Raw genomic sequence first — 18,410 nt, 5'->3', positions numbered from 1 at the left:
CCACCTCTGCCGCCCCCGCGCTCCCTCGGAGGACCCGTGCCTGCTGCCCGTCCCGACACCGCACCGCGCCGTGCTGCCCCGGTCGACCTGCGCCACGACGTCGTCGTGAGCGGTGAGGTCCACTACTTCCGGCTCGACCCCGCCGTGTGGGCCGACCGGCTCGACCAGGCCGTCGCCACCGGCGTGACGGCGGTCGCGACGTACATCCCGTGGGTGGTCCACGAGAAGCCGGACGGCACGTTCGACCTCGGGGAGCGGCACCCGCACCTGGACGTCGGCCGGTTCCTCGACCTGTGCGCGGAGCGCGGGCTGGCGGTCATCGCGCGCCCGGGCCCGTTCGTGATGGTCGAGCTGAAGAACGAGGGCATCGGGTACGCGGTGGTCCGCGAGCACCCGGAGATCCGGCGCACGGGCTGGGACGGCGTCGCAGGACCCGAGGGGGTCGTCGACTACCTGCACCCGGCCTTCCTCGCGGCGGCCCGGCGCTGGTACGAGGCGGTGTTGCCGCTGCTGGCCGCCCGGCTCCCGGCGCGCGGCGGCGCGGTCGTCGGTGTCCAGCTGGACAACGAGGTCGGCATGCTGCCCTGGGTCACCAACACCCCGGACCTGTCCGACGCGGCGGTCGCCGACCTGGTGGCGGACCTGGTGGCCGCGGAGGGCCCCGCCGCCGTCGCCGCGCGCTACGGGCTCGACCCGGCCGGCGCGGCCGCGTGGGGCCCTGCTCTGCGTTCCCCGTCCGAGGACGTCGTGCTCGCGCTGCACCGCGACCTCGGGCGGTGGACCCGCCGTCGCGACGCGCGGTACGTGCGGGTGCTCGCCGGGTGGTGCCGGGAGCTCGGCGTGACCGGCGTCCCGCTCCTGGTCAACGTGCACGGCTCGTCGGGAGGCACCGCCTCGGAGTTCCCGCTCGGCATCTCCCAGCTGTCCGCGACCTGGGCCGGGGCCGACGACGTGATCCCCGGCAGCGACCTGTACGTCGGGGACCTCACCCTCGACAAGCTGCCGGGCTGGTGGGCTGCGCACGCGTTCCTCGCGGCCACCACCGGGCCGCGGCAGCCGTTCGGCGCCCTGGAGCTCGAGGTCGGCTCGGGCGACTACGGGGAGGCGCTGGCCCCCAGCAGCGGTCCGGAGGCCGGGCCGATGAAGCTGCAGATGGCGCTCGCGCAGGGCGCCACGGTGCTCAACTGCTACCTGCTCGCCGGCGGGCGCAACCCGGTGCTGCCCGAGCCGGTCGGTGACGGCAACGACCGCATCGCCCACACCGGGGAGCGACACGGCTTCGCGGCGCCGATCGACCCGGAGGGCCACCTGTCACCGGACCACGCGCCGCTGGCCCGGATCGTGACCGCCGTGCGGGAGCAGGGCGACCTCCTGCGCCGCGTGCGGCCCGAGACGCCGCCCGTGGCGCTGGGGTTCGTGCCCGACCACTACATGACCGAGTTCCGGTACCCGCCGTCGGCCCGCGAGGCCGCGTTCGTCGCCGACCTGGAGCGGTACCGCGGCTCGGGCCCGCGCGAGGTGATGACGCGCGCGCTGGTGACCGGGGGGTACGCCCCGGACGCCGTCGACGTGCAGAACGGCACGCTGCCGACCGGGCGCGTCCTCGCGCTCGCGCCGACGCCCTTTCTCGACGACGGGATCCAGGCGCGGCTGGTCGCCTGGGTGCGGGCCGGGGGCCGGCTGCTGCTGCACGGTCCGCTGCCGCTGCGGGACATGCTGGACCGGCCGGCGACGACCCTGGTCGACGCCCTGGGCCTGACCGTCGGCCGGACCTCGCCGTCCGGTGACCACGAGCCGCTGGTCCGGGCGACGCCGACCTCCCGTCCGTTCGTGGTCCCCGAGCGTCTCCCGGACGGCGCCCCCGTCTGGGACGTCGCCGAGGTCGCGGTCGACGTGGCCCAGCCGCTCACGGTCGGCCCCGGGGCGACGGTCCTGGCCCGGCTCACGCACGGCGGCGCGCCCTGCGCGGTCGACCTCCCGCTCGGCGCCGGGCGGGTCGTCGCGATCACGGCCGATCTGCCCTGCCTCCCGGCGATCTGGACCGATGCCCTTGACCGGCTCGGCGCACGCCCGGCCGTCCAGGTGCAATCCACGGTCCGCGGCGTCGTGGTCGTGCCCGCCGCCGCCGAGGACGGCACCCGCGTGGTGCACGTGATGAACGTGTCGCCCTGGCCCGCGCGGGTGGCCCTGGCCCGCGACGGGCGCGACCTGCTGCGGGAGCCGCTCGCCCTGCCTGGCCGGGTCGGGGCGTGGCTGGTGCAGCGCCCCGACGACCCCGTCGCCGAGGTGGCCCACCTGACCCGGGTCACCCCATGACCCCCCGCCGATCGCACCCCCGGGTGTGACGGCCTCGGAGGGTCGGGGGCGGAGTCAGACCGCGCGGTGCAGCACCAGGTCGTGGTGCCGCTCGGCGCCGACCTGGAACGTCCGGGTGCCCACCTGCGTGAACCCGCTGCGCCGGTAGAACCCCTGCGCCCGCGCGTTCTCGCCGTTGACGCCCAGCCACACCCCGGCGGCGCCCCGCGCGCGGGCGGCGTCGAGGCTCGCGGCCATCAGCGCGTCCGCGACGCCCCGGCCGTGCTGCCCGGGCAGGACGTAGCACTTGCTCAGCTCGACGGTGGGCCGCAGCGGGACCACGGCGGCGACCTCGGGGGCGTACGGCTCGCCCGCGACCAGCAGCGTGTACCCGAGCAGCGCGTCGCCGTCGTCGGCGACCAGCACGTCCCGCGCGGGGTCGGCGAGGTGTGCGGCGAAGTGCGCCAGGGTGAGGTTCGCGGCGATGAACGCCGCGTGGTCCGCCGGGGTGGACGACGGCGGGCAGGCCAGCGGGAACGTCACCGCGGCGAGCGCCGCGACGGCGTCGGCCTCGTCGGCGCGAGCGGGACGGACGGCGACCGCTGCGGTCACGCCCCGCCCCGGAGGCGTCGGCGCACCGCGCGGATGACGAGCCCGAGCACCCACGCGGACCCCGCCACGGTGGCCGCGTCGACGCCGCGCCGGGTGGCGTTGCGGCGGCCGCGGAACTCGCGCACCGGCCAGCCGACCTCGGCGGCGTGCTTGCGCAGCCGACCCTCGGGGTTGATCGCGCACGGGAAGCCGACCTCGGACAGGATCGGGACGTCGTTCTGCGAGTCGCCGTAGGCGAAGGACAGCGACAGGTCCAGGCCCTCCTTGTCGGCGAGCGCGCGCACCGAGGACGCCTTGGCCTTGCCGTGCAGCAGGTCCCCGACGAGGCGACCGGTGTAGAAGCCGTCCTTGTGCTCCGCGACGGTGCCGAGGGCGCCGGTGGTGCCCAGGCGCCGGGCGATGATGTCGGCGATCTCCACCGGGGTGGCCGTGACGAGCCACACCTCGTGACCCGCGCGGATGTGCTGGTCCAGCAGCCGCTGCGTGCCCGGGAAGATCCGCAGCGCCAGGACCTCGTCGTAGATGTCCTCGGCGATGGCGACGACCTCGGCGACGGAGCGGCCCCGCATGATCTCCAGCGCGCGGGACCGGACCTCGTCGATCTGCTCGCGGTTCTCGCCGAACAGCAGGTAACGGATCTGGTGCACCGCGAACCGCACGATGTCGGTCCGCTGGAAGAACCCGCGCCGCCACAGCCCGACGGCGAGGTGGAACGAGCTCGCGCCGCGGATGATCGTGTTGTCGACGTCGAAGAACGCGGCGACGCGCCCGGTGCCCGCCGCGGGAACGGCCGGGGTCGCGACCTCGGCCGCAGCGGCGCCGTCGGCGACGGGGTCCCCGTGCTGGTCGGGGTCCCGCGGCGCGGGTGCGGTCGACTGGGGCACGCCGCCACTGTAGTCATCTGCCTAGGCTCGTGCCGTGCCGACCACCACACCCCCACCGCCCCCGTCGACGGGGCCCGGCGACGCGGACGCGCGGGTCACGCTGTACGTCCGTGCGGGCTGCCACCTGTGCGACCAGGCGCGGGAGGTGGTCGCGCGGGTCGCCGCGGAGCAGGGCGCCGGGTGGCGCGAGGTCGACGTCGACGCGGGCGGGACGGCCCCCGACGGGCGGTCCCTCGCCGCCGCCTACGGGGAGCTGCTGCCGGTCGTGGAGGTCGACGGGGAGCGGGTCGGGTTCTGGGAGATCCACCCGTTCGTGCTCGCCGGGGCCCTGAGGGGCGCGCCGAGCGCCTAGTCTGTGCAGGTGCGAGCCCTGCCGCCGACCACCGTCGCCCGTCTGCCGGGATACCTGCGCTCCCTCGGCGGTCTCGCGTCGGAGGGCGTCCTGACGACCTCCTCGGAGCAGCTCGCCGAGCTCGTGGGAGCCTCGCCCGCGCAGCTGCGCAAGGACCTGTCGTACCTGGGTGCGGGCGGACGCCGCGGCGTCGGCTACGAGGTCGACCACCTGCGCAAGCAGATCGCCCAGGCCCTCGGCATGACCGAGGAGCGCCGGTTCGTCATCATCGGCATCGGCAACCTGGGGCACGCCCTCGCCACCTACACGGGCTTCTCCGACCGCGGGTTCGTGCTGGTCGGCCTGTTCGACGCGGACCCCGAGGTGATCGGCACGACGGTCGGCGGGCACGCGGTGCAGGACGTCGCGCACCTGGAGGACGTCGTCACCGCGGCGGACGCGAGCATCGCGGTCGTCGCGACGCCCGCCTCGGTCGCGCAGGCCACGACGGACCGCCTGGTCGCCGCGGGGGTCACGGGCGTCCTCAACTTCGCCGCGCGCACGGTGCGGGTGCCGGACGGGGTGGACGTCCGGGAGGTCGACCTCGGCTCCGAGCTGCAGATCCTCGGGTTCCACGCCCGGCAGCGTGCCGGGGCGCCGGCCGCTCCCGTCGAGAGCGTCGAGCCCGTCCCCGACCCGACGGCCTGAGGTCGTCGACGCCGCGGTGCCCGGGCACGGAGAAGGGCCCGGTCGCGGCAGGGGGTGCGCGACCGGGCCCTTCGGTCCGGGTGGCGCCCCCGAGGGGGCGCCGGGGAGGTCAGGCCTGCTTGATGGCCGAGACCTCGAGGTTGATGACGACCTTGTCGGACACCAGGACGCCGCCGGCCTCGAGGGCCGCGTTCCAGGTGATGCCGAACTCCTTGCGGGAGATCGTCACCGAGGCGGAGAAGCCCGCGCGCTGGTTGCCGAACGGGTCCACCGCCGCGCCGCCGAACTCGGTGGCCAGCTCGACGGACTTGGTCACGCCGTTGATGGTGAGGTCGCCGGTCACGACGTAGTCCTCGCCGTCCGTGGCGACCGAGGTCGAGGCGAAGGTCCACTCGCCGAACTTCTCCAGGTCGAAGAAGTCGGTGGAGCCCTTGAGGTGGCCGTCGCGGTTCGCGTCGCCGGTGGCGATGGTCGACGGGTCGAGCGCCGCGGTGACGGAGGAGAGGGTCAGGTCCTCGGCGACCGTGATGGTGCCGGAGGTCACCGCGACGGTGCCGCGGACCTTGGAGATGCCCGCGTGACGGACCGTGAAGGACGCCTCGGTGTGCGAGGGGTCGATCGCCCAGGTGCCGGCGGTGAGGGCGGTGGGGAGCGTGGTGGTCGACATGTGGTGCCTCCTGCGAGAAGTTGAAGCGTCAACTGCGGTTAGTTGAGATTTCTACTACAGTGTCCGGAGCGGCGCAAGCGCTGTGGGACGATGAGCGACCGACGTCACAGCCGCAGACCGCGTCGCGACGACGGCTGCCCGGACGGCAGCGCACCGGGAGGAGGACGGCCATGGCCGCCACGACGAGCACCGACGGGCTGCGGGAGCCGCGAGCCCACGACGACGTGCGCTGGCTGTCCGCCGACGAGCAGCGCGCCTGGCGCGCGTGGCGGGACGGCACCGCCCGGCTCCTGGACGTCCTCGCGCACGAGCTCGAGCAGGACTCCGGGCTGTCGCTGGGGGAGTACGAGGTGCTCGTCCGGCTCTCCGAGGCCCCGGGGCGCACGCTGCGGATGTCCGAGCTCGCCGGTGAGCTCGCCCACTCGCGCAGCCGCCTCACCCACACCGTCCGCCGGATGGAGTCCGCGGGCCTGGTCGAGCGCGCCCCCTGCCTGGAGGACGCGCGCGGCGTGAACTGCACCATGACCGAGCACGGCTGGCGCCGGCTCGTGGACGCCGCCCCCGCGCACGTCGAGTCCGTGCGCGCCCACCTGGTCGACGTGCTCACCCCCGTGCAGCTCCAGGCGCTCGGCGAGGCCATGCTCGCCGTCGGCGCCGCGCTGCAGACCGGGTGCGCGGCGGCGGTCGCCGAGGCCGAGGGGCGCTGACCGCCCACCCTGCGACGCCCGTCGCGCAGGTGCTGTGACCCGGTCGTCCCCAGGCGTGGCCCGATCACCCAGCAGGGTTTGCGAGACTGGCCCCATGGTCTCGACCACGATCCACCTGATGCGGCACGGCGAGGTGCACAACCCCGAGGGCGTGCTCTACGGACGGCTGCCCGGCTACCACCTCTCCGACCGCGGCGTGCAGATGGCCGACCGCGTCGCCGCGCACCTGTCGGGGGGCCTCGACGCGCCCCGGCGTGACGTCGTCGCGCTGTTCGCCTCCCCGCTGCAGCGCGCGCAGGAGACGATGGCGCCCATCGCCGCGGCGTTCGACCTGCCCGTCACCACCGACGAGGGCCTGCTCGAGGCCGAGAACCGGTTCCAGGGGCTGACCTTCGGCGTCGGCGACGGCTCCCTGCGGCACCCGCGGCACTGGCCGCTGCTGGTCAACCCGTTCCGTCCGTCCTGGGGCGAGCCGTACCGCCAGCAGGTCGCGCGCGTCCTCGGCGTCGTCGACCGCGCCCGTGACGCCGCGCGCGGCCACGAGGCCGTGCTCGTCGCCCACCAGCTGCCCATCTGGGTCACCCGGCTCGCGCTGGAGGACCGCCGCCTGTGGCACGACCCGCGCCGCCGGCAGTGCTCGCTGGCGTCGCTGACCAGCCTCGTCTACGAGGACGACCGCCTCGTGCGGATCTCCTACACCGAGCCCGCCGCCGACCTGCTCCCCGGCGCGTCCGCCGTGGCGGGCGCGTGACCCGCGACCGGGCGGGGCGACGGGGCCGCCGGTTCGCGGCTGCCGCCGTCGCGCTCGGCGCCGCCCTGGCCCTGACCGCCTGCTCCGACGGCGGCAGCACCACGGGCACCGACGACGTCGCCGACCAGGGCTACGTCTCCGGGGACGGCTCGTTCACCCAGTGGGCCGCCGACGACCGGCAGGGACCCGTCGAGGTCGCCGGTACCGACTACGCGGGCCAGCCCGTCGACGTCGCCGACTGGCGGGGCGACGTCGTCGTCCTCAACACCTGGTACGCGGCGTGCCCGCCGTGCCGGGAGGAGGCGCCCGACCTCGTCGACATCGCGAACGAGTACGCCGACGCGGGCGTGCACCTGCTCGGCATCAACGGGGTGGACGACGCCGGGGCGGCGGAGCCGTTCCAGCAGACGTTCGACGTCCCGTACCCGAGCATCGACGACCGGGACAAGCACGCCATCGCCGCGCTGCAGGGCATCGTGCCGATCCAGGCCACGCCGACCACCGTCGTCCTGGACCGGGACGGCAAGGTCGCCGCCCGCATCGTCGGGCTCGCCGAGGGCTCGACGCTGCGCGCCCTGATCGACGAGGTGCTGGCCGAGGACGGGACGGGCACGGCGGTCGGCGGGGCCGGCGCGTGATGCTCGCCGACGTCGGGGACGCCTTCGCCCGCGCGGCGACCTCCGGGTCGCTGCTCGCGGCCGTCCCCGTCGCCGTGCTCGCCGGGCTGGTGTCGTTCGCGTCGCCCTGCGTGCTGCCGCTCGTGCCCGGGTACGTCGGCTACCTCGGCGGCATGTCCGCCGCCTCGGCCCCGGGTCGCTCGCGCGTGCGCGTGCCCGTGACGGCCGCGCCGGACGGTGCCGCACCCGCGCTGGACCTGGCCGCGCACCTCCCGGCCCAGCCCACGCTGGGCGGCGCCGACGCGGCGGAGCAGCCCGCCCCGCGCGGTCGCGTCGTGCTCGGCGTGCTGCTGTTCGTCGCCGGGTTCACCGCCGTCTTCCTCGCCTACGGCTCGCTCGCGGGCAGCCTCGGGTCGTTCCTGCTGCGCTGGCAGGACCCGGTCACCCGGGTGCTCGGCCTGCTCACCGTCGTCATGGGCCTCGCGTTCCTCGGGCTCGTGCCGTTCCTCCAGCAGGACCGCCGCACCGTCCTGGCCCCCCGCGCGGGGCTGTGGGGCGCGCCCGTGCTCGGCGTGACCTTCGGCATCGGCTGGACGCCCTGCATCGGACCGACCCTCGCGGCGATCCTGCTGCTCTCCCTCGACGGCGGCTCCGCCGGGCGCGGCGCGCTGCTCGCGCTGGCGTTCTGCGTCGGGCTCGGCCTGCCGTTCGTCCTCGTCGCCCTCGGGCTGCAGAGGTCCCGGCGCGCGCTGGACTGGCTGGGCCGGCACCGGCTCGCCGTCATGCGCACCGGCGGTGCGCTGCTGCTCCTGCTCGGCGTCGCCATGGTCACCGGCCTGTGGGCCGACTGGGCCAACTGGCTGCAGGGCCTGCTGACCGACTCCCAGCCCTTCGTCCCGGCGGTGTGACGTGACCCGCGAGTACACCCCCGAGGGGCTCGACAACGCCCTCGCCTCCGGCCAGGCGCCCGACGGCGAGGGCGCCGCGCCCGCGTCGCCCCAGCTGCCCGCGCTCGGCGTCGTCGGCTGGCTGCGCTGGGCGTGGCGGCAGCTCACCTCGATGCGCGTCGCGCTGCTGCTGCTCATGCTGCTCGCCGTCGCGGCCGTCCCCGGCACCGTCTTCCCGCAGCAGTCCCAGCAGCCCGAGCAGGTCGCCACCTACCTGACCGACCACCCGGACCTCGGGCCGCTGCTGCAGCGCCTCGGGTTCTTCGACGTGTACGCGTCGATCTGGTTCTCGGCGATCTACCTGCTGCTGTTCGTCTCGCTGGTCGGGTGCATCCTGCCGCGCAGCCGCACCCACCTGCGGGCAGTGCGCGGTCGCCCGCCGCGCGCGCCGCGCCGCTTCGACCGGTTCCCCGCGAAGGCGTCGCTCGAGGTCCCCGGCACCCCGGAGCAGGTCGCGCGGCGCGCCGCCGACGCGGTGCGCGGGTCGCGGTGGCTGCCCCGGTTCCGGGTCGACGTCCGCGACGAGGGCCGCGGGGTGTGGAGCGTCGCCGCCGAGCGCGGCTACCTGCGCGAGACCGGCAACCTCGTGTTCCACCTCGCGCTCGTGGGGCTGCTCGTGGCCGTCGCCACCGGGCAGCTGCTGCACTACCGCGGGCAGGCCATCGTCGTGGAGGGCCGCGCGTTCGCGAACACCCAGACCGACTACGACACCTTCGAGGCCGGTGCGGGGTTCAGCGCCTCCTCGCTGGTGCCGTTCGCCCTGGGGCTCGACTCCTTCGAGTCTGAGTTCGATCCCGTGACCCTCCAGTCCCGGGACTTCACCGCCCACATCACCCTCACCGAGCCGGGGCAGGACCCGGTCGCATCGCAGATCAAGGTCAACCAGCCCATCGAGACCGGCGGCGCGAAGATCTACCTGCAGGGCAACGGCTACGCCCCGCAGGTCACCGTCCGCGACGCCGACGGGAACGTCACCTTCGCCGGCGCCGTCCCGTTCATCCCGCAGGACACCGTCTACACCTCGCAGGGCGTCATCAAGGTGCCCGACGTGACCAGCGGCCCGCAGATCGGCCTGCAGGGCGTGCTGCTGCCGACCGCCGAGCAGGTGTCCGACCAGATCTGGCGCTCCGTCGACCCGCAGCCCACCGCGCCGCTGCTCGCGCTGGCCGTGTGGACCGGTGACCTCGGGCTCGACGACGGCATCCCGCAGAACGTCTACCAGCTCGACCAGAGCGGGCTCACCCAGGCGCTCGACGCCGACGGCCGACCGGTGACGCTGTACCTGGCGCCGGGGGAGACCGTCGACCTGCCCGACGGCCTGGGGACGCTCACGTTCGACGCGCTGCCGCGGTTCGCGGCGCTCGACCTGCGGCACGACCCGTCGCTGACCTGGGTGCTGGTGTTCGCGCTGCTGGCCTTCGCCGGGCTGGCGACGTCGCTGTTCGTGCCGCGCCGACGGATCTGGCTGCGGCTGCGCCCGGCCGAGGTCGCCGCGGGTGACAGTGCCGAGGATCACCAGGACGAAGGTCCCGGTTCACGCCGTACAGTGGTCACGGCCGCCGCGCTGGCGCGCGGCGACGACGTGGGCCTGCAGGCGGAGCTCGACCGGGCGATGGACCGGGTCCGCGCGGCCGAGTCCGGTGCTGGCACCGGCGGGACCGGAAGGTAGAAGGACATGCCCCTCGGCGACATCAGCACCCTGCTCGTGTGGGGTGCGGCGACGGCGTTCACCATCGCGCTCATCGCGTACTCCGCCGCGCTCGCGCGCGTCGCGGACGCCTCGTCCCGCGCGCACCGCGAGGCCCGCGCGGCGAAGATCGCCGCCGCCAAGCAGGCCCGCGCCGCCGCGCGCGAGACCGTCGGGGCGGGCGGCCCGGGTGGGCTCGTCGTCCCCGCCGACGACGTCGCCGCGACGCCCGACGCGGGCCCCGAGGCGTCGGGCGTGTCCGCCGAGGACGAGCAGGGCGCGGCCGGACCGTCCAAGGCCACCGGCATCGCCCGCTCCACCACCTACCTCGGTGCCGTGCTGCTGCTCGCCGGCATCGTGCTGCGCGGCGTCGCGGCAGGTCGCTGGCCCACCGCCAACATGTACGAGTACACGCTCGTCGGCACGTTCGTCGCCGCCGTCGTGCTCGCCGTCGTGCAGCGCCGCCGCGTGATCCCGTTCCTCGGGGTCGTCGTCATGGGCATCGGCGTGCTCGCGCTCGTCCTCGGCCTCAACGCGTTCTACGTGCAGGCCGACGCCGTCCAGCCCGCCCTGCAGAGCTACTGGCTGGTCATCCACGTGGGCGTCGCCATCGCCGCGACCGGCATCTTCACCGTCGCCTTCGCCACCGCCGTCCTCCAGGTCCTCCAGGACTCCCGCGAGAACGGGCGCTCCCACCTCACCGGGACGTGGCGGACCGCCGACGGCCTGCGCCGCTCGCTCGCCCGCTGGCGGGTCACCGGCCCCGCGTTCGCGTGGCTGCGCACCGTCCCGTCCGCCCGGCGCCTCGAGGCGCTGTCGTTCCGGCTCAACGCCATCGGCTTCGTGCTGTGGACGCTGACCCTCATCGGCGGCGCGATCTGGGCCGAGCAGGCGTGGGGCCGCTACTGGGGCTGGGACCCCAAGGAGGTCGGCACCTTCATCGCCTGGGTCGTGTACGCGGCGTACCTGCACGCGCGCACCACCCGCGGCTGGGCCGGGCGGCGCGCGGCGTACTTCGTGTACGTCGGGTACGCGGCGGTGCTCGCGAACTTCACGGTGGTCAACCTGTTCGTCGACGGGAAGCACTCCTACTCGGGCCTGTGAGTCGTCCGGGACGTGGTGGTGCCCGGAGGAGGCACGTCACGCCGGGCGGCGCCGAAGGACCGCGTCGGTCCGGCTCGTCGCGTCGATCCACCAGCCGAGCCTCGGCTCCACGAGCTCGGCCACGGTGATGATCTGCTCGTGCTCGCTCCCGAGATCGAGGGAGAACACCGGTTCGTGGTGGGCGACACGGTTGCGCAGCGTCCCTGCTCGCAGCAGCCGGTCGCGCAGGTCGGTGCGCCGTGCCCGGGGGAACGCGGCCTTGAGCGCGGGCTGCCAGAGCGTGCGGTTGTACGCGTCCGAGAGCAGCGACGGCCAGAACCCGAAGGTCAGCTCGGCGACGACGTGGCCGTGGGCGACGGGCCTGCCGCCCCGGGCCGCGCGGTCACGCGCGACGGCGATGCGTGCTCGCGTCCCAGGGGCGAGCGGGATCGCGGACGCGGGGTCGAGCCAATCGGTCCCAGGTCCGACCCAGGCGGACAGCGACTCGTCTACGCGGTTGCGCACGGCGACCTCGAGGTAGTGCAACGACTCGAAGAACGCCATCGAGACGTCGAGGTTCCACCGGTACAGGTCGACGGCGCGCGAGACGTCGTCCTCGCACCCCGCCAGGTACGTCGACATCCGCGGCGGCGACAGGAGGCGCACCATCGTGCGCTGGACCGGCGGGTACATCGACATCGGCAGGGTCCTCTGGTGCGGTAGTGTCGAGGCACCAGAGAGCCCCGGGAACCACGGCGACTCGCTTCGGCGAGGAACCCCCCGGGGCCTTGGTGTTTCTCGAGCCTGGCAGGCTGGACCACCACTCACCCGCCCTCTCCAGGCGCTGGGTGCGTACGCAGGTGCGCGGCCGTCGACGTCGTCGAGGGACACTCATGAACGCGTCCAGGCCGCCTTGAGTCGTCACGCCGGAGTCCTGAAGGTCGGGAACGCGCGCGTCGGGCTCGGACCGGCGCACCCACCCCGAACCGGGCCCTCGTGTCGACTCGTCGACGGAGGGCCCGTTCTGGTTCCCGCCACGCTGGTTCCTGCGCTGTCCACGGCTGACATCGAGTACGCCGACCAGACGCACGGACCGCTCAGGCCGCGCCAGCACTCACACCACGGTGCGGCGACCTCAGCCCCGCGCGCCGCCGTCCGGGACGTCGCCGTCCGTGGGCCGGGGGTCCTCGCCCGCGCCCCCGCGGGTCTCGCGCTCGCGCCGGATGCGCTCCTGCTCGAGCCGCCACAGGAACTCGGGGTCGTCGTCCGGTGCGACGGGTCCGCGCGGCCCGGCTGCGGCGGGGCCGCCGTCGGAGCGGCGTCCGGCGCGGCTGGACAGGATCCACACCACGGGTCCGACGACCGGGACGAGCACGATGAGGAGCCACGCGGCCCGGGGGATGCCGTGCCGGGAGCGCTCGTCGCTCGTGGCGACGTCGGCCAGCGCGTACACCGCCAGACCGATGATCACGAGGAAGAGCAGTGCACGACCCATGCGCTCCACCCTAAGCCGGGATCGTGCGGCACTTCGCGCCGGGGCCGGGTGAGAGGCGGCGGTGGCGCGGCTTAGGGTGGTGGCGTGCCTGTCGTCGTCTACTCCCTGCTCCGCCTCGCGCTGTTCGTCGTGTGCCTGGTGGTGCTCGTCGCGGTGGGCACGGGCTGGCTGTTCGGCGTGATCATCGCCGCCGTGCTCGCCGCCCTGCTGTCGTACCTGCTGCTGAAGGGTCCGCGGGACCGGGCGGCGCTGTGGTTGCAGGCGCGCTCCGACGCGCGGGGCGACCGGGTGCGGCTGTCGGGGACGGCGGCCGAGGACGCGGCCGCCGAGGACGCGGTGGTGGACGCGGCGGACGACGACGCCCGCGGCGGTACCCCGGGCAGCCTGTTCTGACGGGGTCGCGCGTGGCCTGAGGACCGCGCCGCGCTCAGAGCGCCAGGCCGAGCCCCAGCAGCACCCCGAACCCGAGCTCGTACATCCCGGTCCCGGCGAGGACCGGCACGAGGGCGATGCCGCGCGCGCCCACGAGGACGGTGAACGCGAGGATCCCGGCGGGCAGGGCGAGCAGCATGACCAGCAGCGCCCACGGGTTCGCGAACGCGCACGCCAGCCCGAGGACCACGGGCAGGACGACCATGGCGGCGTAGGTCACGCGGGCCCGGCGCTCGCCGATGCGGACGGCCAGGGTGCGCTTGCCGACGAGGGCGTCGGTGGGGACGTCGCGCAGGTTGTTGACCATGAGGATCGCGCAGGCGATGAGCCCGACGGCGACGGCCCCGACCCAGGCGGGCCAGGTGAGCCGCCCCGCCTGGGTGTACGTGGTGCCGAGAGTGGCGACGAGCCCGAAGAACACGAAGACGCCGACCTCCCCGAGCCCGAGGTAGCCGTAAGGGCGCTTGCCGCCGGTGTAGTACCAGGCGGCGACGACGCACAGCGCGCCGACGGCGAGCAGCCACCACTGGCCCGTCAGCGCGACGAGGGCGAGGCCGAGCAGCCCGGCGACGCCGAACGCGGCGAACGCGGCGGCCTTGACGGCGCCGGGGCGGGCGAGCCCGGCGGCGGTGATCCGCAGCGGGCCGACGCGCTCGGTGTCGGTGCCGCGCACGCCGTCGGAGTAGTCGTTGGCGTAGTTCACGCCGACCTGGAGGGCGAGCGCCACGCCGAGCGCGAGCAGCGCGTGACCGAGGTGCGCGGCGTCGACCTGCGCGGCGGCACCGGTGCCGACCAGCACGGGCGCGGCGGCGGCGGGCAGGGTGCGGGGGCGGGCGGCGGCGATCCACTCGGACGGGGTGGCCATGATGCTCCTGTCGTGCGGCGGGTCGTGCGGAGGGAACCGGGGTGCCGCGCTGGCGACGGTACCCGGTCCGGCGCGCGGTCCGGTCCGAGGTGGTTCAGTCCCGGCCGAGCGCCCGTGCGGCGAGCGTCGCTGCCCCGGACCGGTCGGGCTTGCCCGGCCCGCGCAGCGGCAGCGCGTCGACGGTGACCAGGTGGCGGGGTGCCGCGGCGCGGCCGAGGGCGGTCGCGGCGGCGTCCCGCAGGTCGCCGAGGTCGGGCGCGGCGGCGGTGCCCGGGACGACGACCGCGACGAGCGCCTGCCCCCACTCGGGGTCGGGGACGCCGACGACGAGCACTTCCCCGACGCCGGGCCGCCCGGCGAGCACGCGCTCGACGGCCGCGGGCGCGACCTTCTCGCCGCCGGTGACCAGGACGTCGTCGGCGCGGCCGAGCACCTCGAGGCGGCCGTCGACCCACCGGCCGAGGTCGCTGGTGCGCAGCCACCGGGTGCCGCCCTCGGTGGTGAACAGGTCGGAGTCCAGGTCGGGCCGGTCGCGGTACCCGGTCGCGAGCACGGGCCCGGCGAGGCGGATCCGCCCGTCGGCGTCGAGGTCGGCGGTGACGCCGTCGAGGGGGACCCCGTCGTAGACGCACCCGCCCGAGGTCTCCGACATCCCGTAGGTGGTGACCACCCGGGCCCCGGTGTCCCGGGCGCGGGCGACGAGCGCGGGCGGGGCGGCCGCGCCGCCGAGCAGCACGGCGTCGTACGCGGCGAGGGCGGCGCGCCCGGCCGGGTCGTCCAGCAGCCGGTGCACCTGGGTGGGGACGAGCGACGTGTAGCGGGGCAGCCCCGCGGCGTCGAGCCGGGCGGTGGCCGCCGCGAAGGCGTCCGGGCGGAACGGCCCGTCCAGCACCTCCGGCACGGTCCCCGCGACGAGCGAGCGCACGAGCACCTGCAGCCCGGCGACGTGCGCGGGCGGCAGGGGCAGCAACCACGCGCCGGGGCCGGACAGCCGCTGGTACGTCGCCCGCGCGGAGGCGGTCAGCGCGGCGGCGGACAGCATCACCTCCCGTGGCGTTCCGGTCGACCCGGAGGTCCGGACCAGCAGCGCGACCTCGTCGGGCACGGCGCCGCCGGCCTCGACCCCGGTCCCGGGCCCGTCGTCGACGGGCAGCACCGCGGGTCCGGTGCCGTCCAGCGCGGCGGCCAGGGCGTCCAGCAGGGCGGGGACGGTCGCGGCGCGGGCCGGCACGACGCGGACGGGGCGGGTCACCGGCCCAGGGTAGGTCCGCCCGTAGAGTGTCGGGGACGCGCGGCTCGAACCGGCGCGCGCACGAGGTCCCGAGGGGTTCTGCGAGATGGTCCACACCACGACCCGGCGCCGCAGCGGCGCCACCGTCCTGGCGCTCGCGGCGACGCTGCTGCTCGCCGCCTGCTCCTCGGGGGCCTCCCCGGCCCCGGACGCGGAGACGGTCGGTCCGACGCTCGACCCGCAGAAGGTCGCCGCCCCGGCTCCGGACGTCCCGCCGGTCTGGCCGCTGACCGGCGTGGCGGGCGAGCCCGAGAACCGCCCGGCGCTCGCGGTGAAGATCGAGAACACCAGCTCGGCCCGCCCGCAGTCCGGCCTGGAGCAGGCGGACGTCGTGTGGGAGACGATCGTCGAGTTCGAGGTGTCCCGGTTCGTCGCGGTGTGGCACTCGCAGGTGCCGGCGGAGCTCGGACCGGTCCGGTCGGTGCGCCCGATGGACCCGGCGATCGTGTCGCCGCTGAACGGCCTGCTGACGTTCTCCGGCGGGCAGCCCGGAATCCTCGCGCTGGTGGACGAGAGCCCCGTGCAGGTGATCAGCCACGACGCCGGGGCAGACGGTCTGTACCGGCTGCGGTCCCGGTCGGCGCCGCACAACGTGTACGCGGACCCGGACGCCCTGTGGGCGCAGGCCGACGCGGAGCACCAGAACAGCCCCGGCGAGCAGTTCGCGTTCGCGCGGACCGCCGAGCAGGCCAGCGCGGTCGTCGCGGGCACCCCGGCGACGACGCTCGCGTTCGACCTGTCGAGCCAGGCCAAGCCGTCCTGGACGTGGAACGGGTCGGTCTGGGAGCGCTCGGAGGGCAGCAGCGCGGCGATGGCGGCGTCGGGCGCGCGGCTGTCGGCGACGAACGTCGTGTCGATCACGGCCTCGCACCCGGGCTCGCCGTTCGGCGCGCAGAACGGTGCGGTCGTGCCGACCTACGTGCTGGAGGGCAGCGGCGAGGGCGTGCTGGCGACCGGCGGGCAGACCGTCCCCGTCACCTGGACCAAGGCGTCCCGCGACGCCCCGATGCAGCTGACCCTGGCGGACGGCACCCCCGCCAGGCTCGCCCCGGGCAACACCTGGGTCGAGCTGGTCCCCGCGGAGTCGGGCTCGCTCGCGATCTCCTGACCGCGCCCGGCCCGACCCGCCCGTCGCGCCTCAGTAGGCGTGCGGGAACCGCGTCCAGTCCGGGTCGCGGCGCTCGAGGAACGCGTCGCGCCCCTCGACGGCCTCGTCCGTCATGTACGCCAGCCGCGTCGCCTCTCCGGCGAACACCTGCTGCCCGGCCAGGCCGTCGTCCGCGAGGTTGAACGCGAACTTCAGCATCCGGATGGCCTGCGGGGACTTGGTCGCGATGATCCGCGCGTACTCCAGCGCGGCGTCCTCCAGGTCCGCGTGGTCCACGACGTCGTTGACGGCGCCCCACTCGTAGGCGTCCTGCGCCGAGTACTCGCGGGCCAGGAAGAAGATCTCCCGCGCCCGCTTCTGGCCGACCTGCCGGGCGAGCAGCGCGGAGCCGTACCCGCCGTCGAACGAGCCGACGTTCGCGTCGGTCTGCATGAACCGGGCGTGCTGCCGGGAGGCGATCGTGAGGTCCGCGACGACGTGCAGGGAATGCCCGCCCCCGGCGGCCCAGCCGTTGACCAGCGCGACGACGACCTTGGGCATCGTCCGGATGAGCCGCTGCACCTCGAGGATGTGCAGGCGGCCCGCGCGGGCGGGGTCGATGGCGTCGGCGGTCTCGGCGTCCGTGGAGCCGGTGTACCGGTAGCCGTCGCGGCCGCGGATGCGCTGGTCGCCGCCGGAGCAGAACGCGTAGCCGCCGTCCTTGGGGCTGGGCCCGTTGCCGGTGAGCAGGACCGTGCCGACGTCGGAGGACATCCGCGCGTGGTCGAGCACCCGGTACAGCTCGTCCACGGTGTGCGGCCGGAACGCGTTGCGCACCTCGGGGCGGTCGAACGCCACCCGCACCACGGGCAGGTCCCGGGGCGACGCGCCGGTGCGGTCCACGCCGCGGTGGTACGTCAGGTCCGTGAGGTCCTCGAACCCGGTGACCGTCCGCCACCGCTCGGGGTCGAAGGTGTCGGACACGCGCGGGGGCAGGGGGCTGGTGGGCTCGCTCACCCCGACAGCGTAGGTCGGTGCAGAGCCTCTAGGCTGACGACGTGCACGTCTACGCGATACCGATGCGGACGCGCTTCCGCCGGATCACGGTGCGCGAGGGCGTGCTGCTGCGCGGGGACGCGGGCTGGGGCGAGTTCAGCCCGTTCTGGGACTACGACGCGGTCGAGTCGGCGGCGTGGTGGCGCGCTGCGCGCGAGGCCGCCGACGAGGTCCTCCCGGCGCCGGTCCGCGACCGCGTCCCGGTGAACGTCACCGTCCCCGCCGTCGACCCGGAAGCGGCACGGCGGATCGTCCTGGCGTCGGGCGGGTGCACGACCGCCAAGGTCAAGGTGGCCGAGCCCGGCCAGGACGTGGCCCAGGAGGCCGACCGCCTCGCCGCCGTGCGGGAGGCGCTGGGCCCCGGCGGCGCGATCCGGGTCGACGCCAACGCCGGGTGGGACGTGGACACGGCCGTGGACCGGCTGGCGGTGCTGGACCGCGCGGCGGGCGGGCTGGAGTACGCGGAGCAGCCGGTGGCCTCGGTCGCGGACCTGGCCCGCGTGCGCCGTCGCGTCCCGGTGCCCATCGCCGCCGACGAGTCGATCCGGCGCGCCGAGGACCCGATGGCGGTCGTCCGGGCGGACGCCGCGGACGTCGTGGTGCTGAAGGTGCAGCCGCTCGGCGGCGTGCGGGCGTGCCTGGCGCTCGCCGCGGAGGTGGGGCTGCCGGTCGTCGTGTCGTCCGCGCTGGAGTCGTCGGTGGGCCTCGCCCAGGGCGTCGCGCTCGCGGCCGCGCTGCCGGACCTGCCGTTCGCGTGCGGGCTGGCGACGGCCCGGCTGCTGACGGACGACGTCGCCGACCCCGCCCTGCTGCCGGTGGACGGGGCCCTGTCCGTCGCGGCGGCGCGCGCGGTCGTCCCGGACCCCGCCCGGCTCGCGGCCACCGCCGCCGACCC

The 18,410-nt window shown here is 75.5% G+C and carries 20 protein-coding genes; 12 read left to right on the top strand and 8 right to left on the bottom strand.

The annotated features are described in order from the left end of the window. Positions 1-105 precede the first annotated feature (105 nt). Entirely contained in the window at positions 106-2,316 is a 2,211-nt protein-coding gene (locus EBM89_RS05625; RefSeq protein ID WP_147463462.1) for a beta-galactosidase, read from the top strand. Positions 2,317-2,370: 54 nt separating this feature from the next. Here the strand turns inward: EBM89_RS05625 and EBM89_RS05620 are convergent, their stop codons facing one another. Both EBM89_RS05620 and EBM89_RS05615 read right to left on the bottom strand, forming a co-directional pair. Beyond that, a complete protein-coding gene (locus EBM89_RS05620) occupies positions 2,371-2,907 on the bottom strand; it encodes a GNAT family N-acetyltransferase (RefSeq protein WP_122148481.1) in 537 nt (178 codons plus the stop codon). Then, positions 2,904-3,791 (bottom strand): HAD family hydrolase, encoded by an 888-nt coding sequence (locus EBM89_RS05615; RefSeq protein ID WP_122148480.1) that lies wholly within the window; start codon positions 3,789-3,791, stop codon positions 2,904-2,906. Before EBM89_RS05615 ends, EBM89_RS05620 begins: the two co-directional genes overlap by 4 nt. A 34-nt stretch (positions 3,792-3,825) precedes the next feature. On the opposite strand from EBM89_RS05615, the gene EBM89_RS05610 reads away from it, so the two are divergent. Continuing rightward, positions 3,826-4,143, top strand: a complete 318-nt coding sequence (locus EBM89_RS05610; protein WP_122148479.1) for a glutaredoxin family protein — start codon at positions 3,826-3,828, stop codon at positions 4,141-4,143. Positions 4,144-4,152: 9 nt separating this feature from the next. Next, positions 4,153-4,830 (top strand): redox-sensing transcriptional repressor Rex, encoded by a 678-nt coding sequence (locus tag EBM89_RS05605; RefSeq protein WP_369408626.1) that lies wholly within the window; start codon positions 4,153-4,155, stop codon positions 4,828-4,830. Between the two features lie 109 nt (positions 4,831-4,939). Here the strand turns inward: EBM89_RS05605 and EBM89_RS05600 are convergent, their stop codons facing one another. Further along, a complete protein-coding gene (locus EBM89_RS05600) occupies positions 4,940-5,497 on the bottom strand; it encodes a YceI family protein (RefSeq protein ID WP_122148477.1) in 558 nt (185 codons plus the stop codon). A gap of 170 nt (positions 5,498-5,667) precedes the next feature. Between EBM89_RS05600 and EBM89_RS05595 the strand changes: the two genes are divergently transcribed. From EBM89_RS05595 to ccsB, 6 genes are all read left to right on the top strand, one after another. Further along, positions 5,668-6,204, top strand: coding sequence for a MarR family winged helix-turn-helix transcriptional regulator (locus EBM89_RS05595; RefSeq protein ID WP_122148476.1), 537 nt, complete (start codon positions 5,668-5,670; stop codon positions 6,202-6,204). A gap of 94 nt (positions 6,205-6,298) precedes the next feature. Then, positions 6,299-6,955 carry a histidine phosphatase family protein gene (locus EBM89_RS05590; protein ID WP_122148475.1) on the top strand — a complete coding sequence of 219 codons (657 nt, stop codon included), beginning with the start codon at positions 6,299-6,301 and terminating at the stop codon, positions 6,953-6,955. Further along, positions 6,952-7,593 (top strand): TlpA family protein disulfide reductase, encoded by a 642-nt coding sequence (locus EBM89_RS05585; RefSeq protein ID WP_122148474.1) that lies wholly within the window; start codon positions 6,952-6,954, stop codon positions 7,591-7,593. The genes EBM89_RS05590 and EBM89_RS05585 overlap by 4 nt, the downstream gene beginning before the upstream one ends. After that, the gene (locus EBM89_RS05580) at positions 7,593-8,480 is read left to right on the top strand and encodes a cytochrome c biogenesis CcdA family protein (protein ID WP_122148502.1); all 888 of its coding nucleotides are present in this window, start codon (positions 7,593-7,595) and stop codon (positions 8,478-8,480) included. Before EBM89_RS05585 ends, EBM89_RS05580 begins: the two co-directional genes overlap by 1 nt. Position 8,481: 1 nt before the next feature. After that, positions 8,482-10,188: a cytochrome c biogenesis protein ResB gene (resB, locus tag EBM89_RS05575; RefSeq protein ID WP_233571562.1), complete on the top strand. Its 1,707-nt coding sequence runs from the start codon at positions 8,482-8,484 to the stop codon at positions 10,186-10,188. A 6-nt stretch (positions 10,189-10,194) separates the two neighbouring features. Beyond that, positions 10,195-11,310: a c-type cytochrome biogenesis protein CcsB gene (gene ccsB / locus EBM89_RS05570; RefSeq protein ID WP_122148473.1), complete on the top strand. Its 1,116-nt coding sequence runs from the start codon at positions 10,195-10,197 to the stop codon at positions 11,308-11,310. A gap of 36 nt (positions 11,311-11,346) precedes the next feature. Here ccsB and EBM89_RS05565 read toward each other — a convergent pair whose 3' ends face one another. Together EBM89_RS05565 and EBM89_RS05560 are read right to left on the bottom strand one after the other, a co-directional pair. After that, the gene (locus tag EBM89_RS05565) at positions 11,347-11,988 is read right to left on the bottom strand and encodes a hypothetical protein (protein WP_122148472.1); all 642 of its coding nucleotides are present in this window, start codon (positions 11,986-11,988) and stop codon (positions 11,347-11,349) included. Positions 11,989-12,424: 436 nt separating this feature from the next. Beyond that, positions 12,425-12,784, bottom strand: a complete 360-nt coding sequence (locus EBM89_RS05560; protein WP_122148471.1) for a PLDc N-terminal domain-containing protein — start codon at positions 12,782-12,784, stop codon at positions 12,425-12,427. A gap of 84 nt (positions 12,785-12,868) precedes the next feature. On the opposite strand from EBM89_RS05560, the gene EBM89_RS05555 reads away from it, so the two are divergent. Next, positions 12,869-13,177 (top strand): DUF4229 domain-containing protein, encoded by a 309-nt coding sequence (locus tag EBM89_RS05555; protein WP_122148470.1) that lies wholly within the window; start codon positions 12,869-12,871, stop codon positions 13,175-13,177. 34 nt (positions 13,178-13,211) lie between these two features. Here the strand turns inward: EBM89_RS05555 and EBM89_RS05550 are convergent, their stop codons facing one another. Both EBM89_RS05550 and menE read right to left on the bottom strand, forming a co-directional pair. Continuing rightward, positions 13,212-14,081: a 1,4-dihydroxy-2-naphthoate polyprenyltransferase gene (locus EBM89_RS05550; RefSeq protein WP_122148469.1), complete on the bottom strand. Its 870-nt coding sequence runs from the start codon at positions 14,079-14,081 to the stop codon at positions 13,212-13,214. Positions 14,082-14,175: 94 nt separating this feature from the next. After that, positions 14,176-15,333 (bottom strand): o-succinylbenzoate--CoA ligase, encoded by a 1,158-nt coding sequence (gene menE, locus EBM89_RS05545; RefSeq protein WP_122148500.1) that lies wholly within the window; start codon positions 15,331-15,333, stop codon positions 14,176-14,178. An 85-nt stretch (positions 15,334-15,418) separates the two neighbouring features. Here menE and EBM89_RS05540 point away from each other — a divergent pair, with 85 nt between their 5' ends. Next, the gene (locus EBM89_RS05540; RefSeq protein ID WP_122148468.1) at positions 15,419-16,480 is read left to right on the top strand and encodes a DUF3048 domain-containing protein; all 1,062 of its coding nucleotides are present in this window, start codon (positions 15,419-15,421) and stop codon (positions 16,478-16,480) included. 30 nt (positions 16,481-16,510) lie between these two features. Here EBM89_RS05540 and EBM89_RS05535 read toward each other — a convergent pair whose 3' ends face one another. Continuing rightward, on the bottom strand, positions 16,511-17,476 hold the full coding sequence (locus EBM89_RS05535; protein WP_122148467.1) for a 1,4-dihydroxy-2-naphthoyl-CoA synthase: 966 nt from the start codon (positions 17,474-17,476) through the stop codon (positions 16,511-16,513). Positions 17,477-17,538: 62 nt separating this feature from the next. Here EBM89_RS05535 and EBM89_RS05530 point away from each other — a divergent pair. Next, positions 17,539-18,410, top strand: an 872-nt coding sequence (locus EBM89_RS05530) for an o-succinylbenzoate synthase (RefSeq protein WP_122148466.1), incomplete at its 3' end; no start/stop codon positions are given.

The sequence above is a fragment of the Cellulomonas triticagri genome (assembly GCF_003696205.1).
Lineage (GTDB): Bacteria > Actinomycetota > Actinomycetes > Actinomycetales > Cellulomonadaceae > Cellulomonas > Cellulomonas triticagri.
This window is presented reverse-complemented; position numbering and strand designations above follow the sequence as displayed.

Excerpts from the sequence above, each read along its gene's own strand:
- EBM89_RS05595 (WP_122148476.1), top strand. The coding sequence starts at position 5,668 with ATGGCCGCCACGACGAGCACCGACGGGCTGCGGGAGCCGCGAGCCCAC.
- EBM89_RS05600 (WP_122148477.1), bottom strand. The coding sequence starts at position 5,497 with ATGTCGACCACCACGCTCCCCACCGCCCTCACCGCCGGCACCTGGGCG.
- ccsB (WP_122148473.1), top strand. The coding sequence starts at position 10,195 with ATGCCCCTCGGCGACATCAGCACCCTGCTCGTGTGGGGTGCGGCGACG.
- EBM89_RS05580 (WP_122148502.1), top strand. The coding sequence starts at position 7,593 with ATGCTCGCCGACGTCGGGGACGCCTTCGCCCGCGCGGCGACCTCCGGG.
- EBM89_RS05560 (WP_122148471.1), bottom strand. The coding sequence starts at position 12,784 with ATGGGTCGTGCACTGCTCTTCCTCGTGATCATCGGTCTGGCGGTGTAC.
- EBM89_RS05550 (WP_122148469.1), bottom strand. The coding sequence starts at position 14,081 with ATGGCCACCCCGTCCGAGTGGATCGCCGCCGCCCGCCCCCGCACCCTG.
- EBM89_RS05565 (WP_122148472.1), bottom strand. The coding sequence starts at position 11,988 with ATGTCGATGTACCCGCCGGTCCAGCGCACGATGGTGCGCCTCCTGTCG.
- EBM89_RS05590 (WP_122148475.1), top strand. The coding sequence starts at position 6,299 with ATGGTCTCGACCACGATCCACCTGATGCGGCACGGCGAGGTGCACAAC.
- EBM89_RS05540 (WP_122148468.1), top strand. The coding sequence starts at position 15,419 with ATGGTCCACACCACGACCCGGCGCCGCAGCGGCGCCACCGTCCTGGCG.